Here is a 15203-nt window from a genome sequence, read left to right as displayed (position 1 = left end):
ACTCTCCTCTCAATCAAACCGTGTGAAGGGTCGGTATTTGTAGGTCAGCATGTTAACACGGTTTGGTTTTTATGCCGCCGCTGCCGGCGGATTTTTCACTCAGGGTTTTTACCGGATTACACATATGAATACAGCAATCGGCATTCTCGGGATCGTGGTACTGCTGGGAATAGGTTATTTACTGTCTGAAAACCGCCGCGCCATTAATCTGCGCACGGTGGTACTGGCTTTTACTATTGAACTGGCGCTGGGCGGGTTAATTCTTTACTCCCCGGCCGGGCAGCACGTTTTATTTGTGATGGCGGAAGCGGTCACCACGGTGATCAATTTCAATAATGCCGGGACCTCTTTTATTTTCGGCGGCCTGGTCTCTGACAAAATGTTTGCGATTTTCGGCAGCGGCGGGTTTGTTATCGCGCTGCGGGTACTGCCGATCATTGTCTTTTTCTCCGCATTGTCAGCGGTACTTTATTATCTGGGGATTATGCAGATCCTCGTGCGCTGGGTCGGCGGGGCGTTACAGCGTTTGCTGAAAACCAGCCGTGCGGAATCGATGAACTCAGCAGCCAATATTTTTCTTGGTGTGACAGAAGCCCCTTTACTGGTTAAACCGTATCTCGGCAGCATGACCCGTTCAGAGCTGTTTGCCGTGCTGTGCGGCGGGCTGGCATCTATCGCCGGTACTATGCTGGTGAGCTATGCATCGCTGGGGGTGAAAATGGAATACCTGCTGGCGGCCTCCTTTATGGCGGCACCGGGCGGGTTACTGTTTGCCAAACTGATGATCCCGGAAACACAGCAGACTGCCGATGAATCCAACGCCAAACCGGTGCAGGAAAACCGTCCGGCGAATATTATTGATGCGGCGGCGGAAGGGGCGATTAACGGCCTGAATATGGCCCTGGCAGTCGGCGCAATGCTGCTGGCGTTTGTCAGCCTGGTGGCATTGTTAAACGGATTGCTCGGTGGTGTCGGCGGCTGGTTCGGCCTGCCGGATCTGAGTATGGAACTGATCCTTGGCTATCTGCTGTCCCCGCTGGCGTGGCTGATGGGCATTCCGTGGAATGAAGCACTGACATCTGGTGCGATTATCGGACAGAAAATTGTTATCAACGAATTTTTTGCCTATGCCAATCTGGCGGAATATCTGAAGGGCAATGAAGTCGTGGCGGCGACCGGCCTGCCGATGACAGAGCGGACACAAATCATCCTCTCGTTTGCACTTTGTGGTTTTGCTAACTTTGGTACTGTGGCGATTGCTATCGGCGGTATCGGCAGTCTGATCCCGAACCGGCGAAAAGAGATTGCCACTCTCGGGATGAAAGCACTGGTCGCCGGGGTGTTATCTAATCTGATGGCAGCTACGATTGCGGGACTGTTTATCGGTGGATAAAGAGTTTGTTATCTGATTTTCCGAAACAATCTGAATGTCAGGTTCATGATAACGGGCAGGCGAACGAAAAGCATGCGAGCCATGGATGGCGAGCCTGAGCGTACAGGGCGGTATTTACAGCGACTTTTCGTTTTGCCCGTTATCATCAGAACCGGAAAGACGGCGCCGTGCTTAACACCACGCCGTCCTGTCCGGGAGATGATTACTTATAATCCCCTTGCAGATAACGGTAAAAAGAGGGATTTACCCACACTTTTTCGCTCGTTACCTGCATCCCGCTTTTCGCTTTACGGATATTTTCCGCCTGTTTTTCCGCATTCTCCGGCAGTGCCATCAAATCCGCCTGATAGTGACCACCGGTCACACGGGTTTCGGTCACCACATCATAACTATCCACCGGGACATAACTGCGGTAAAACGGCTGCCACCAGGCGGCGCGGATCAATCCTTTCTGATCAGCGGTATTTTTCTTGGCGTACTGGTCAATCAGGCTCTGAAAGCGGTTGCGTTCCTCAATTGACGGAAATTCCAGGTCGAGATTATATTCACTGGCGATCGCCACTTTTTTGCCGCTTTTCAGCGTGGTCACCGGATAATCGGCCTCACCCCATTCGTCCAGATAGAGAAACGCGGAGGATTTCGGTGTCAGCTGCACTTTCGGATCAAACCCTTCACGGCGCAGCAGGTAAATCAGCTGGGCGGCGTGATCGATATCATTATGGCCGTAGCGGATCATCCGTGTTTTATCAAAGCCGGATTCTTCGCGGGTATCCACCAGGTTATAGCCGCTGGTATAGCCTTTATCAATAAAGTTATTCAGGGTTTTCAGCGTGTTCGGATCGTTCGGGAATACCGCGGTTTTCCATGTGGTATGCAGGCGCGGCACAATATTTTTATCCGACACATTGCCGAGATAACGGGTGTGATCCTGCTGCTGTGCATCCACAAAAGCCTGAAGCTTAGCACTCTCTGCCGCCGGGTTTTTCAGATCATCCGTTGTCAGCGCACCGATAGTGATCATCAGCGCGTCGAACCGGTTTGCTTCCGGCTGTTGTGTCAGCGCAGCAATCTGTGCCGGGCTGTAGGTCTCAGCCAGTTCGGTCAGCGCGAGTTTTTCGGCGGCCTGTTGTGAGGTCAGCGCCAGAGCGGGGTGTAAACCACTGAAAAAAAACGCAGACAACAACGTGCCGATAAATAACGATTTTTGCATAATTTATCCTGTAAATGCAGCGAACAAACGATTGCATCACCATAGCACAGAGTGGCATTCGGCGTGATAAAGTGTCGTGATTTTTTTACACCGGACAGTGATGAAAAAATGAATGCAGAACCTTGCACAGCGGAGCGGGATAAGTAAGATACGCGGTACGTGATAGTCATCACGGTTTTGGAGAGATTATGAAAGCGCTTTACCGTAAGTTTATCAAAAAAATCGATCAGTTTTCCGCTCTTATCCCGATGCGTTTTTTCTGATCCGGCGTTCCCGTCTCTCTCTGCGCGTCATATGAACGGCGCACTGCACCTGAATAAGCAGCCGCAGCGCCTGCCGGCGGGTAAACAGCGGATGTTGCCAGTGTAACAGGGTGAAATACATGATTTGCCTCCCGGCAGACCAGAGAGAACTGCTGCACAAGCGGCCGGGCATATCTGTCTCCGGCCGCCTGTAACACCTTTTATTTAAATGTCGGCAGCCAGCCGAACACATCCAGAATGACCGTCAGATACACAATCGCACCGCAGACAATCACCAGATTCAATACCGCGTTGTTACACGGTGAACGGTAAATGGTATCGCCGTCGCTGTAGCGTTTGCGGGAGGCTTTTACCAGGAACGGCGGTAAAATCACACTCCAGATGGTAAAGGCCAGACCGGCATAGCCGATGGCATAAACGAATCCGTTCGGGAAGAAGAAACACACCACCGCCGGTGGCAGATACGTCACTACCGCTGTTTTGAAACGACCGGCGCTGTCATTTTTAAAGTTCAGCAGGTCGGCAATATAGTCAAACAGGCCGAGTGTTGCTGCCAGCAGGGAACTGGCCACCGCAAAGTTACCGAAGAATGTCAGGATGACATCCATGGTTTTGCCTGACATCACCCCGCCGATTGCCTCAACAAACACATCAATGTTCCCGCCTTTGGCAATAATCGGGGAGAAGTTGGCGCGGCTGATGTTGCCCATCGTGACACCCAGCCAGAAGATATACAGCAGTACCGCAAATATTGTCCCGATAATGATTGAACGGGTAATAAAACGGAATTTTGGTTTGCCGTACAATTTCACCAGGCTCGGCACGTTACCGTGGAAGCCGAACGAAATAATACAGAACGGCAGTGTCATCAGAACATAAGGCAGATATTTTGTTCCGGGAATTGCCACTGATGCGGAATCCAGCAGATTGGCAATTTCCACGTGTGCAACCAGTCCGGAGAAGGTGGCAAAGAACGCGATAAACTTACCGAAAATTAAAATGGTGGTAATACGTCCGACCCATAATGAGCTGTACCAGACAATCGCAGCCACCAGACAGGCGACAATTACGACGGCGGCTTTTATCGGCAGCGCGACACCGGTATATTTTAATATCGTCTGAGCCAGAACTGCGGATGACCCGGAGATATAGGCATACGTCAGAATATAGAGGACAAACCCGAAGGCAATTCCCACGACAATATTCCATTTTTTGCCCAGTAACTCGGTGGTGAAGGTATTAAAGCTGGCACCCGGTTCAAAATGCAGGTTAACTTCAACTAACATCAGGCCGGTCAGTAACATCATAATTGCAACTAGAATCAAAATAACAGCGGCACCGGAAAACCAGACACCGGCCATTGCAATCGGTAACGAAAACATACCGCCGCCGACGACTGTTGCTATAACAAGCATGGTTCCGCTGGTCAGTCCGGGTGATTTATTTGTATCGGCACTATGAATACTCATAATAAACGTTTCCTATTAATGATAAATATCACCAACAGCATTCATATTTATCGATTTTATTTGTTCTTTATTGTTATAGGGATACAGAGACAAAAAGGCCCCATTAAAATAATGAGGCCGCTGTCATCAGATAATTACACGTAATCAAAGCGTGCAGTGAAGAAACGTAACTGCTTCGGTTCGTAAATGAACTTCAGCCCTTTAATATCTTCTTTGTGCTTGAACAGTTTGATAATACCGTCAGCAACCAGATCCATGTGTGCATAGGTGTATACACGGCGCGGAATCGTCAGGCGAACGGTTTCCAGCTTCGGACGGTGATGGTCGCCGGTTTCTTTGTTACGGCCTGCGGAGATAATACCGCGCTCCATTGAACGTACACCGGTTTCCATGTAGATGCTGGCTGCCAGGCTCTGTGCCGGGAACTCATCCTGGGTCAGATGCGGGCAGAAACGGCGTGCATCGAGGAATACTGCGTGGCCGCCGACCGGCTCAACAATCGGTACACCGGCTGCTTTCAGTTTTTCGCCCAGGTAACGAACCTGCTTGACGCGGTGCTCGATATATTCGAACTGCATCGCTTCGCGTAAACCGATAGCCATCGCTTCCATATCACGACCGGCCAGACCACCGTAAGAAGGCATCCCTTCATAAACCACGACCAGTTCACGTGCGGCAGAGAACATGTCGTCGTCGTTCATACACAGGAAACCACCGATGTTCACCAGACAGTCTTTCTTACCACTCATGGTACAACCGTCAGCGTAGCTGAACATTTCGTGAACGATGTCTTTAATGGAGACATCCGCGAAACCTTCTTCCTGCTCTTTGATGAAATAGGCGTTTTCCACGCAGCGGGTTGCATCGTAGAATACTTTGATGCCGTGCTTGTCACATAACTGGCGGACTTCACGCATGTTTGCCATAGAGACCGGCTGACCACCTGCCAGGTTTACGGTTACCGCCAGACAGATGTAAGCGATATTTTCCGCACCTTTCTCCGCAATCAGTTTTTCCAGTTTCTTAACGTCGATATTGCCTTTGAATTTCACATCCAGGCCCGCATCGTGTGCTTCATCGCGGACGATATCGATGAATGTCGCACCATTTTTTTCCTGGTGATAACGGGTGGTAGTGAAGTACATGTTACCTGCAACATACTGACCCGGTTTGATCGCTAATGAAGAGAGTAAGTTCTCTGCACCCCGGCCCTGGTGAGTAGGAACGATGTGTTTAAAGCCGAATAATTCCTGAACAGTTCTTTCCAGATGGAAGAAGTTTTCGCTGCCCGCGTATGCTTCGTCACCCATCATCATGCCGGCCCATTGTTTATCGGACATGGCGTTGGTGCCGCTATCGGTCAGTAAATCGACATAAACGTCTTTGGAATTCAACAAGAAAGTGTTGTACCCGGCCTCTTTCATTCTTTTGATACGCTCTTCGCGAGGGATCATGGATACGGTTTCAACACTTTTAATACGATACGGTTCTGCTGGATACATCATGGTAAAATCTCCAATTATTTATAATAATAACTCGATAATTTACACAGGCATTTATTTGTTTATAAATCTCATGCCTTGTGAATGATATAGCATTTGTAAATCCGGTAGTGTTCTTGTCTTAATTCAAATTCGGTTTTTTTATTTCTGTTTTTTCTTTCTCTGCCATCCTTCTTGTTTGGCGTGAAATCATCATGCGTGAAAAAAAAGGAAAAGGGAATGGGGGAGGTGGAAATAAACTAAGTGGGTATTAATTTCGGGTGTAAATCGGGTGATCTATATCACTTAAACTAAAATAATTGATTATATTCAATGAGTTGAGTTTGTTAATGCCTTGTTGCGTATTTATGTTTAATATACATTTAATTCATCGTTAAAACCCGGGGATAATATGAATAATTCAATGCTGTCGGGCAGTTATGCTGCAATGAATAGTCGTGTTATCAGGTGTTTTTTTATATAGGTTAAGAAAGCGTAAATAAGGATATAACGTACAAATTTAAATCTATCTTTACAGGATGAATAAAAAAACGGATGAGAAACACTGCTGCGGTTTAATCAAATCTATGCATCATATACACCTCCCTGGTCATTTGAATTAAAATAATTTATAAGTTACCATTGTTACAATTACATTTGTTTTTATTGATCGGGCGGAAAAACGTTATGATTTATTGAATCCTTCAACTGAAACTCAAGATAAAAATAAAAATGTGACACGGTCAGGATAAATTTGATGATAAGGATCACATTGATAATGTTACGTTACATGAATGAAAAGTCAGCGACAGCAGGGAATAACAAAGATATTTAATTAAAGCAGTGAATTGTTATGCAATTCGGTATGTGATTGTTTAGTGATCATATTCACGGTTTTGCATTTACCGTCATGTTAGTAAAGCAAAATGCTGTACTTAAATGTTTACATTATTAGCGGGATAATAGTAACAAGATGTTTGTAACGTGCATATCTTTCATATATCTTTTTTTGAAATTTAAATCTAAAAAATGACTGTAATTTGATTTTATAAACTGGAATTTTGTTAAATATTAGTTTTTATATCAATCAATATAATGATATTCAAATTATTTATCTGAGGAGATGTCCGGTATGTTTATAAAGGAAGACATGATTTCATGCAGAATAGATAACACTCCGTTGAAAACAGAAAATACCGGATTTGTGCTTCAGATCACGCCAGACAGGCATGAATACAGAAGAAAAAACAGGCAAACCGGCAGCGATTTCCGGTTTTCAGCTTGAAAACCGTGCCTGACAGGCGTGTAATAAGGTTGTGCCGGATTAGCTCAGTTGGCAGAGCAGTTCATTCGTAATGAAAAGGTCACCAGTTCGAATCCGGTATCCGGCACCACTTCGATCGACTCCCATCCTCCCATCCTCCCGCCCTCCCATTTCCTGAAGTGCTGACATTGGCACTCACCGGCCTGAATTAACCAGCTCGCCCGGGTGTGTCTCAGGCCGCGAAAGCGGAAATCGTCAATTTAATGCAGCCGGGGCCGGGTCACTGATACGATCCTTTTTTACGGAGGCTTTATTTTTTACTGGTACTTTTATTCTGGATTGATATCGTTTGTTGCCGGAAAACAGCCGGATTGAATGATAAGTTAAATATGGCGGGCTAACGTCACATTAAATCAGCGGATATACTGAACAATGAAAAAAATAACGATAATTTCTGCGTTGGTTGCAGCATCACTATTACTGGGTGGCTGTGATAAAACAGAGGCGGCGGATACAGGACAACATGAGCGTTATGCTGCTCCTTTCGGTCTGACATGGGGAATGACGGAAGAAGCTCTGGCGCCACGGCTCGGCAGTCAGCCGGAAACGGATAACAGCGAATATGCCTGCCCGCTGACCAAAGTGACGTCCAAAACATTTTCCGGCGGATTAAATGAAGCCGGTGAATACGAATTCCGTTTTTTACCGCAGTACGGGCAGCCGGATTTCAGCGGGCTGGTCGGTATTGGTTATTTTTATTCCACAGATGATGAAACAGCATATCAGACGCTGCTGAAAACATTGCAGCACAATCTTGAAGTGGAATATGGTAAACCTTCAATACTGGAAAGCAAAAAAGCAGATGAAGAACATTTCATTTATAAATCGGAAGAAAACGAAATCAGTTTGTTTGTCATGATGCGTGATGCCCGTTTTTATATTTCGCTGGACTACAGTTATTTTCCCACAGAACATCAGGTTTCTCTGAAGAATAATATACAAAAAATAAAAGAGATCTGCATTAAGCAGCGGGGAGAGTAAGTTATCGCTAAGTACAAAAAACCACCGGTTATCCGGTGGTTTTTTATTTGCGGGCGGCCTGTTTATCTGTCACTGATTGCGTTGTTTTTTGCATTTTTTATTAAAAGTGCGGTGGTGGAAAAAAATGAACAGATAAAAACTCAGGTTCTTGAGATGGTTCCGACACTGAAAGTCATTATTTTCGGCGTAAATACAGGAATCAGTGGATAAATACGGTGCTCGTTTCCTGGCTGATGATCCGTATGTACTGGCGGAAGACAAACTGCAAACCTGTCAGATGGAAATTGACGTAATGGCGGATGTGCTGAAAGCACCGCCCCGTGGATCCGCAGAATTGATCCGCTATGTGTTTGCGGATGATTGGCCGGAATAAATAAAGCCGGGCTTAATACAGATCAGGCCCGTATCGGGTATTATTACTGAATACCAGACAGCTTACGGAGGACGGAATGTTACCCATTGAGACAACCAGACTGCCTTCTGATTATTACTATTTTTCACTATTAATCAGAAGGAATAAACATGAATTTTACCCGGATTGACCTGAATACCTGGAATCGCAGGGAACATTTTGCCCTTTATCGTCAGCAGATTAAATGCGGATTCAGCCTGACCACCAAACTCGATATTACCGCTTTACGTACCGCACTGGCGGAAACGGATTATAAATTTTATCCGGTAATGATTTATCTGATCTCCGGGGTTGTTAATCAGTTTCCGGAGTTCCGGATGGCAATGAAAGATAATGCACTGATTTACTGGGATCGGACCGATCCTGTATTTACTGTTTTTCATAAAGACACTGAAACATTCTCTGTGCTCTTTTGCCGTTATTGTCCGGATATCAGTGAATTTATGGCGGGCTATAATGCGGTAATGGCAGAATATCAGCATGATACTGCATTGTTTCCGCAGGGAGAGTTACCAGAGAACCATCTGAATATATCATCATTACCCTGGGTGAGTTTTGACGGATTTAACCTGAATATCACCGGAAAGGATGATTATTTTGCCCCGGTTTTTACGATGGGGCAATTTCAGCAGGAAGGTGACTGCGTATTATTACCTGTTTCTGTGCAGGTGCACCATGCAGTCTGTGATGGTTTTCATGCAGCCCGGTTTATTAATACACTTCAGATGATGTGTAACAACATACTAAAATAAGTTAGTTAATCCTGTAATAAGCCACTGTATCCGGCAGGAATGGTGGCTTTTTTTTATATTTTCACTGTGATCTGTAATCTCGTTTCAGAATCGTTCAGGATCACTGTACGATACTACCCCTGTAGTTTGGTAATACCTTTAATAAGAAAGATGCAGTAAAACCATGTAGCGATAATAATAAATTATGCAGTAGTAACAACACCAGAAGAAACAACACCAGAAAAAACATCATGACAGCATAGAAATATGCCTGACGATGTTTAATTAAACAATAAATAAACCGCCATACATAACAGAAGACAGTATTCTGAATGGTATATTTTTATGTTCAGTATAAACGTAAACCCTTGCTATTCCGGGAAGGTATATTATAAGTTAAGCTGAGCAGGTATTTATTTTGGTTGTATTATTATTACTAAAAATCAGACGATCTGTTAAGTCAAAGCGGGGTATATTTTTATACCCTGCTTTTTTTATTTTTCCGCAGGACGCGGATAATGGATCAGGTTATGCAGTGTCACAATGGTCTTGCCGGGATTAGCGTAAGCGTGCGGAATATCGGCATGGAAGCGCAGGGATTCCCCGGCGGAAACGGTGTGCCAGTCATTCCCCAGCTGCAGTTGTAATGCCCCTTCCAGCACAATAACATGTTCGATAACGCCGGGTTCATGCGGGCCGGACTCGCTGAGCGCCCCCGGCAGCAGGTCAATCTTCAGTAAATCCGTTTTCAGTTCATCATCAAATGGGATCAGCGGTGTAACACGCATCCCTGAGCGGGTCTGTTCAAAGACCGGCAGTTTTGCAAAAGCGTGGAGTGCGGATTGCTGCTGCGGTTGCGCACCTTCCAGAAAGACAGAGAACGCCACATTAAAGCCGGTGGCGATTTTCCACAGTGTGGATACCGTCGGGCTGGACTGTCCGCGTTCAATCTGACCGAGCATGGCTTTGCTGACGCCGGTCAGTTGTGCTGCCTGGCTGAGACTCAGTCCGCGTTCGGCACGCAGTTGTTTAAAAGTTTCAGCAACAGCCGGTGTGATATCGTGCATAAATTGTCATTATTCCGGGTAAATGTCATTGTCCGTTATAGCATCCGGTGATAGAGTCCGCTCGTCTGCTATAACATCCGATGGTGTGTTCCTATGAATAAGTTAACATTTTTTCGTGCCTTTTCTCCAGCAATGATGATGACAGGGCTGGTTGCGGTGCTGGTCGGTTATGCCAGTTCAGTGGCGATTATTTTGCAGGCACTGAATGTGGCGGGACTTGATGCCGCACAAACCGGCGGCTGGCTGATGATGCTGGGGATCGGGATGGGAGTGACAACGATCGGGTTGTCGCTCTGGTATAAAATGCCGGTGCTGACGGCCTGGTCCACACCGGGGATCGCGCTGCTGGTGACCAGTTTGTCGGGGGTGACCATCAATGAAGCCGTCGGCGTGTTTATTTTTGCCTCCGGGCTGATGTTTCTGTGCGGTGTGACCGGTATTTTTGCCCGACTGATGAATTATATCCCGCGCGCACTGGCCTCGGCGATGCTGGCCGGTATTCTGTTGCGTTTCGGGCTGACGGCGTTCGGTGCGTTGAATACCAGCTTTGTGCTGTGTGCTGCGATGATAGCCGCGTATGTGGTGATGCGGCGGATTTTCCCGCTGTACGCCATTATTGCTGCACTGATCACCGGTATTACAGTGACCGGGCTGAGCGGTGATCTGCATTTTGTCCGAGCCGGTAATGTGTTTGCGCTGCCGGAATTTGTGATGCCGTCATTTACCCTGACATCCCTGATCAGTGTCGGCATTCCTTTTTTTATTGTGTCGCTGGCCTCGCAGAATGCGCCGGGGATTGCGATTTTACAGGCTAACGGTTATCCGCCGCACACCTCTGTGCTGCTGAGCTGCTCGTCGCTGGCGGCCATTCTGCTGGCACCGTGGGGTGGGTTCAGTATCTGTATTGCGGCGATCACCGCCGCGATTTGCATGGCGCCGGATGTGCATCCGGACCCGGCACGGCGTTATACCGCAGCTGTCTGGGCGGGGATATTTTATCTGCTGGCGGGGATTTTCGGCGGTGCGGTTTTTATGTTGTTCAATGCCTTTCCGGCGGTTCTGATACAGATCCTGGCCGGGCTTGCTCTGCTGACCACGCTGATGAACAGCCTGCATCAGTCCCTGGCAGATGAAAAAGGGCGGGATGCGGCAATTATCTGCTTTCTGCTGACGGCATCCGGTATTACGCTGCTGGGTATCAGTTCGGCTTTTTGGGGATTGCTGGCGGGTATTGTGGTGCATCAGATTATGGCAATACGCCGGGGCTGAGCGTCAGACTCCGGAATACCTTAACATTCTGATAAGGTATATAACGGCTTATATTATAGAGTGGAGATAATAAATCCCGCCGATGCTTATACCATTCCGGAGACACCATGAGTTTACAGAATTACCTCGCCACAGAGCGCCATTTCTGGCGCAGTATCGCGCAGGATGTCATTACAGTCAGTGACCGCGCAGAGTGCTATCTGACACCGCTGCCGGTGCCGGTTTTTAACTATATCTATCTGCAGGCCGGTGCGGATAACGCTGAATTTTCACAGGCACAGCAGCTTTTCACCGCCTGCCATAAGCCCCACTGTCTGGTGACGGAGAAATCTGTCGCAGAAGCACTGCACCCGCAGATTATGGCGGCGGGTTATGAAGCTGACGGTGAAACCAGTGCCATGCATCTGTGTGTTGAGGAATGGCAGCCGTCTTCTGTTCTTCCTGCCGGATGCGAGATCCGTGAGGTGAATGATCAGCTTTCGCTGTGGGCGGAGCCGCTGGATGCCGCTTTTCCGGTGGGAGAGGATGACGAAGAAGCGCCGGATTTCAGTATTGTCAGTGACTATATCCGCTATCATCAGCGGGCAATGGCAAACGGTACTGAGCTGCACCATGCCGTTCTGTTGTGTCAGGGGAAACCGGTCAGCTGCATTACGCTGTCGCTGTCAGAATACGGCGCGCGGATTGATGATCTCGGAACTGTTCCTGCATATCAGGGCAACGGCTACGCCACACTGTTGCTGGATTATGCACTGACACTATGCCGGAAGCGGGGTATCCGGGATTGTTATCTGGAAGCGTCGTCCGAAGGATTGAGCCTGTATCAGAAGCTCGGTTTCCGCACATTGTTTAATTATCTGTTTTATGTGAAGGGATGAAGAATGCGTAAGGCCGCCGTCTGTACGCTGCTGGGTTGTCTGCTGATGGCTCCTGCAATGGCATCAGAAATACAAAATAGCGGGAAAGAAACGGTCCGGACAGACAACCTTGCCCGTCAGGACGGCAGCGATATTCATTACTACCTGCTGCACCGGCAGGCGGAACCTGCCCGAAAATTACTGGTGCTGATTCAGGGTTCAGACTGTAACAGTGCCAAAAACAACCGTTTTATGGTGGATACTTTCGGCGGTGCGTTCCCGGATCATGACATTCTGCTGGTGGAGAAATACGGCATTACCGATGCACTGCCTTTTAATGACCGGGATGGTGAGCGGGCAGATTGCCCGGCGGAAACCATGCTCAATGATTCGCTGTCGGTGCGGGTCAGTGACTATGCTGCGGTGCTCGATCGCCTGAAAGGGGTGTATGACACTGTGCTGCTGTTGGGCGGCAGCGAAGGGGCGACGGTCGCGGAGCACACCGCCCTGGTATCTCCGGTGGTTGACGCGGTGGTAGCCATCAATGGTGGCGGGCGCTTTTTCCTCGATGATGTCACGGACAGCTTCCGTAATAGTCCTCAGCCGCCTGACGAGTCACAGTTAGCCGGTTTTCTGGCATTTACCGATGCGGTAAAACGTAATGAGGTGGCGGACGATATGCTGGTCAGCCAGCACGGGCCGCGCTGGTGGCGTGAGTTTCTGGAAGCCGATGCGCAGCAGACACTGAACGGGCAGATAAAACCGGTGCTGGTTATTCAGACGCTGAATGATACCAATGTCAGTGTTACATCGTTTAAGCAGATGCAGAAAGCGGTGGCGAATCCGGTGGTGACATTCAGAACCTTTGATAATCTGGATCACTATTTTAAAGATTCCGACGGAAACCGGCATACCGGACACGTTCTGTCAGCTATTCGTGACTGGTATGCCCGGCTGTGATCCTGTGCAGATTTCAGGAAAATAAAAAAACAAACGCCCGCAGTGCGGGCGTTCAGTCAGGTGCTGCCGCGTATCAGCGGACAACCAGAACCGAGGTATGGGCGTAACGCACAACCGCGGCGGCGTTGGAGCCGAGCAGATAGGTGGACATATCCGGGCGGCGTGAGCTGATCACAATCAGGTCGCTTTCCAGGGTATCCGCCAGTTTCAGAATCTGATCTTTCGGTGAGCCGGAAACCACGTGCAGTTCAAACTGCTCTGCAGGCAGATTAAAGTCACTGACCATCTTCGCCAGCTGCTCTTTGGCGCTGTCCAGAATCTCATCTTTTTCCGGCAGGGTGGCGGCATAGGCAATACCGAAAGAGGCAAAGTGAGAGAATGACGGGATCACCGCGACAAAGTGAATTTTGGCATTTTCAAATTTGGCTAATGTCTGAATTGTCGGGATCACCTCGCGGGTCAGCCCGGTTTCGGAAATATCGATTGGAACTATAATCGTTTTATACATACACACCTCGCAATCTGAAAGCCGGCAAATAAGTTATCAGTCATAGTAACCTGCGTAATGAGCACTATACGTGAAAACGATCAAAATTCACAAATAAACCCCTTAACGGGGCTTAATTGTGTGATGTGGTGACTAACTGAAAATAAAACGGTCGGATTTATCATCCAGAACCTGTTTCAGCAGTACACTCAGCGTGCCGGCAGGGCAGTCCGGATAAGGCTGCCATTTGTTGTTATCCACATAAAAAAGCTGCCAGTTATCATCAGCTTCTGACCAGGTCAGTCTGGCAATGTGTTTTTCAATGGTTTGCGGGGTGCCGCAAGGGCAGACGAGTTGTTTCTGATAAATCAGTATGTTGTTATTGTCCGTGCGGTACTGAACATCGAACTCATCGGGGATATGACCATTCGGATACAGGCGCTCAGTGAACAGGCGCATGTTCTGCTTTATTTGCTGTGTCTGAACTGAATTAAATTCCATAGCATTACCATTTTGTGACGAACGAAAATGAAAACTTCCCGTTTATCCCGCCCGTGGTTCCGGCGGCTCCGGCCGTATCAGGCAGCGCGTTATCTGCGTAAATTGCGGACCGTCACGGGAGATCATGTTAGCGCATTTCACTGAGGTGAGAAATACTTTTCCGGTGACTTCCGGATAACAGGCAGGGGATAATACAACAAAATTAATCAATCAAAGGAAAACAGACGAAAAAAAACGGTTTCCGCAGAAACCGTTTTTCAGTGTACAGACTGTGGTGTAACGCTGTTATTTTTTGATTTTGATGACAACCGTTTCGCCGACAGTGACCGGACCGGTCATTTTAGTCATCTCTTTGATTTCATCCATATTCGAGATAACCACCGGGGTCAGGGTGGATTTGGCTTTCTCTTCGAGAAGCGCCAGATCAAATTCAAGAACCAGGTCGCCTTTTTGTACGCGCTGGCCTTCTTCCGCAATACGTTTGAAGCCTTCACCTTTCAGTTCGACCGTGTCGATCCCGAAGTGAACAAACAGTTCAATCCCGCTGTCCGATTCAATGGAGAACGCGTGATTAGTTTCAAAAATTTTACCGATTGTACCGTCAACAGGGGCAACGATTTTATTCCCTGCCGGTTTGATGGCAATACCATCGCCGACAATTTTCTCTGCGAAAACAACGTCAGGCACATCTTCGATATTCACAATCTCACCGGACAGCGGTGCCACGATGTCAATCGTGCCGCTGTCTTTTTTATCATCCGAAACCAGCGACTTCAGTTTGTCAAACAGACCCATGAA

General features: G+C 47.8%; 14 protein-coding genes, 1 tRNA gene and 1 pseudogene. 8 read left to right on the top strand and 8 right to left on the bottom strand.

Going from position 1 to position 15203, the window contains the following annotated elements:
• The first annotated feature begins 124 nt into the window (after positions 1 to 124).
• Complete coding sequence (locus tag ACF8OF_RS17535) at positions 125 to 1393, top strand: NupC/NupG family nucleoside CNT transporter (protein WP_262862228.1); 1269 nt, start codon at positions 125 to 127, stop codon at positions 1391 to 1393.
• A gap of 202 nt (positions 1394 to 1595) precedes the next feature.
• Here the strand turns inward: ACF8OF_RS17535 and ACF8OF_RS17530 are convergent, their stop codons facing one another.
• From ACF8OF_RS17530 to ACF8OF_RS17520, 3 genes are all read right to left on the bottom strand, one after another.
• Complete coding sequence (locus tag ACF8OF_RS17530; RefSeq protein ID WP_392497269.1) at positions 1596 to 2603, bottom strand: hypothetical protein; 1008 nt, start codon at positions 2601 to 2603, stop codon at positions 1596 to 1598.
• Between the two features lie 463 nt (positions 2604 to 3066).
• Positions 3067 to 4335 (bottom strand): aromatic amino acid transporter, encoded by a 1269-nt coding sequence (locus ACF8OF_RS17525; protein WP_262861458.1) that lies wholly within the window; start codon positions 4333 to 4335, stop codon positions 3067 to 3069.
• A 134-nt stretch (positions 4336 to 4469) separates the two neighbouring features.
• Complete coding sequence (locus ACF8OF_RS17520; protein ID WP_112550885.1) at positions 4470 to 5840, bottom strand: tyrosine phenol-lyase; 1371 nt, start codon at positions 5838 to 5840, stop codon at positions 4470 to 4472.
• A 1294-nt stretch (positions 5841 to 7134) separates the two neighbouring features.
• On the opposite strand from ACF8OF_RS17520, the gene ACF8OF_RS17515 reads away from it, so the two are divergent.
• Positions 7135 to 7210, top strand: a tRNA-Thr gene (locus ACF8OF_RS17515).
• A gap of 14 nt (positions 7211 to 7224) precedes the next feature.
• On the opposite strand, the pseudogene ACF8OF_RS17510 reads toward ACF8OF_RS17515, so the two are convergent.
• Positions 7225 to 7340 (bottom strand): annotated as a pseudogene (locus tag ACF8OF_RS17510) (tyrosine-type recombinase/integrase); the annotation flags it as partial.
• Between the two features lie 172 nt (positions 7341 to 7512).
• Here ACF8OF_RS17510 and ACF8OF_RS17505 point away from each other — a divergent pair.
• From ACF8OF_RS17505 to catA, 3 genes are all read left to right on the top strand, one after another.
• Positions 7513 to 8121 carry a hypothetical protein gene (locus ACF8OF_RS17505; protein ID WP_392497268.1) on the top strand — a complete coding sequence of 203 codons (609 nt, stop codon included), beginning with the start codon at positions 7513 to 7515 and terminating at the stop codon, positions 8119 to 8121.
• A gap of 202 nt (positions 8122 to 8323) precedes the next feature.
• Positions 8324 to 8494, top strand: a complete 171-nt coding sequence (locus ACF8OF_RS17500) for a hypothetical protein (RefSeq protein ID WP_392497267.1) — start codon at positions 8324 to 8326, stop codon at positions 8492 to 8494.
• 149 nt (positions 8495 to 8643) lie between these two features.
• Positions 8644 to 9285: a type A chloramphenicol O-acetyltransferase gene (gene catA, locus ACF8OF_RS17495; protein WP_392497266.1), complete on the top strand. Its 642-nt coding sequence runs from the start codon at positions 8644 to 8646 to the stop codon at positions 9283 to 9285.
• Between the two features lie 473 nt (positions 9286 to 9758).
• Here catA and ACF8OF_RS17490 read toward each other — a convergent pair whose 3' ends face one another.
• Positions 9759 to 10331 (bottom strand): helix-turn-helix domain-containing protein, encoded by a 573-nt coding sequence (locus ACF8OF_RS17490; protein WP_392497265.1) that lies wholly within the window; start codon positions 10329 to 10331, stop codon positions 9759 to 9761.
• A gap of 93 nt (positions 10332 to 10424) precedes the next feature.
• Here ACF8OF_RS17490 and ACF8OF_RS17485 point away from each other — a divergent pair, with 93 nt between their 5' ends.
• From ACF8OF_RS17485 to ACF8OF_RS17475, 3 genes are all read left to right on the top strand, one after another.
• Positions 10425 to 11600: a benzoate/H(+) symporter BenE family transporter gene (locus ACF8OF_RS17485; RefSeq protein ID WP_392497264.1), complete on the top strand. Its 1176-nt coding sequence runs from the start codon at positions 10425 to 10427 to the stop codon at positions 11598 to 11600.
• A gap of 107 nt (positions 11601 to 11707) precedes the next feature.
• Positions 11708 to 12478 carry a GNAT family N-acetyltransferase gene (locus tag ACF8OF_RS17480; RefSeq protein ID WP_279800232.1) on the top strand — a complete coding sequence of 257 codons (771 nt, stop codon included), beginning with the start codon at positions 11708 to 11710 and terminating at the stop codon, positions 12476 to 12478.
• A gap of 3 nt (positions 12479 to 12481) precedes the next feature.
• Positions 12482 to 13417, top strand: coding sequence for an alpha/beta hydrolase family protein (locus ACF8OF_RS17475; RefSeq protein ID WP_392497263.1), 936 nt, complete (start codon positions 12482 to 12484; stop codon positions 13415 to 13417).
• A 73-nt stretch (positions 13418 to 13490) separates the two neighbouring features.
• Here ACF8OF_RS17475 and uspF read toward each other — a convergent pair whose 3' ends face one another.
• The 3 genes from uspF to crr all read right to left on the bottom strand — a co-directional run bounded on the left by uspF (position 13491) and on the right by crr (position 15200).
• Positions 13491 to 13925: a universal stress protein UspF gene (gene uspF / locus ACF8OF_RS17470; protein ID WP_072870176.1), complete on the bottom strand. Its 435-nt coding sequence runs from the start codon at positions 13923 to 13925 to the stop codon at positions 13491 to 13493.
• Between the two features lie 132 nt (positions 13926 to 14057).
• Positions 14058 to 14405, bottom strand: coding sequence for a DUF3024 domain-containing protein (locus ACF8OF_RS17465; RefSeq protein ID WP_392497262.1), 348 nt, complete (start codon positions 14403 to 14405; stop codon positions 14058 to 14060).
• A 285-nt stretch (positions 14406 to 14690) separates the two neighbouring features.
• Entirely contained in the window at positions 14691 to 15200 is a 510-nt protein-coding gene (gene crr / locus ACF8OF_RS17460) for a PTS glucose transporter subunit IIA (protein ID WP_004240252.1), read from the bottom strand.
• Positions 15201 to 15203: the final 3 nt, after the last annotated feature.

Source organism: Morganella sp. TYF_1, assembly GCF_043105645.1.
Classification (GTDB): domain Bacteria; phylum Pseudomonadota; class Gammaproteobacteria; order Enterobacterales; family Enterobacteriaceae; genus Morganella; species Morganella morganii_B.
The sequence above is the reverse complement of the archived record's forward strand: the minus strand, read 5'-3'. Positions and strand labels throughout refer to the sequence as shown.